This window comes from Mesorhizobium sp. M7A.F.Ca.CA.002.09.1.1, assembly GCF_003998555.1.
Classification (GTDB): Bacteria; Pseudomonadota; Alphaproteobacteria; order Rhizobiales; family Rhizobiaceae; genus Mesorhizobium; species Mesorhizobium ciceri.
In genome coordinates this window covers 1-973 of sequence record NZ_RZRR01001347.1, presented here as the reverse complement: position 1 = coordinate 973, position 973 = coordinate 1, and the positions used below count along the sequence as shown (strand labels likewise).

Below are 973 nucleotides of genomic sequence, written 5' to 3'. Positions count from 1 at the left end.
CCGTCATCACCGCCGCGGTGCTTTCCGGGCTGGCAATCTCGGTGCTGCCGGAATGCGCGCTCAGACCCGGTATGCGGGTGCTGGGCGAAGCCGACGGCTTCGGCGCCCTGCCCGATTGCCGCATCGGCATCATGCGCGGCCAGACGTCGCGGCCGGAGATCGTCGATGCGCTCGCCCGCCATATTTCGGAAAGCCTGGACAACATCTCGGTGCCGGTCGGCGAAGACCCCGGAACGTTCGATTTCGCAGCGCTCGCCTTCACCAAGCTGCGGCGAACCAAGCCGAACCAGATCCTGCCCGGCTGGTAGGCAGGGCCAGGTGTGCGGGTTATGAACGGCTGGCCCGACGCAACCGCCTTGACGCGGGCGCCCAACCGTTCCCCAATCGACGGATGAGCGAAGTAGCATCCGAATCACGCACCAACGCCGCCGAATATACGGTGAGCGAGATTTCCGGCGCGCTGAAGCGCACGGTCGAGGACGTTTTCGGCAATGTGCGGGTGCGTGGCGAGATATCAGGCTATCGCGGGCCGCATTCCTCAGGTCATGCCTATTTCGCGCTGAAGGACGACCGCGCGCGGCTCGACGCCGTGGTGTGGAAAGGCACGATGAGCCGGCTGAAGTTCCGTCCCGAAGAGGGCATGGAGGTGATCGCCACCGGCAAGCTCACCACCTATCCCGGCAAATCCAACTACCAGATCGTCATCGACAATCTGGAGCCGGCTGGCGCCGGCGCCCTGATGGCGCTGCTGGAGGAGCGCAAGCGGCGGCTGCAGGCCGAGGGGCTGTTCGACACCGGTCGCAAGCGGCTGCTGCCGTTCATGCCGTGCGTCATCGGCGTCGTCACCTCGCCGACAGGGTCCGTCATCCGCGACATCATCCACCGCATCAAGGACCGCTTTCCGCTGCATGTCCTGGTCTGGCCGGTGCGCGTGCAAGGCGAGACGTCAGGCGCGGAAGTGACTGCCGCGGTC

1 protein-coding gene and 1 pseudogene are annotated in these 973 nt (G+C 66.0%); both read left to right on the top strand.

The genetic code is table 11. The annotated features are described in order from the left end of the window. Positions 1 to 308, top strand: a pseudogene (locus tag EN994_RS33110) (LysR family transcriptional regulator); the annotation flags it as partial. Between the two features lie 83 nt (positions 309 to 391). Beyond that, positions 392 to 973 (top strand): exodeoxyribonuclease VII large subunit (xseA, locus tag EN994_RS33105; RefSeq protein WP_127308236.1); only part of this gene is annotated, 582 nt, incomplete at its 3' end.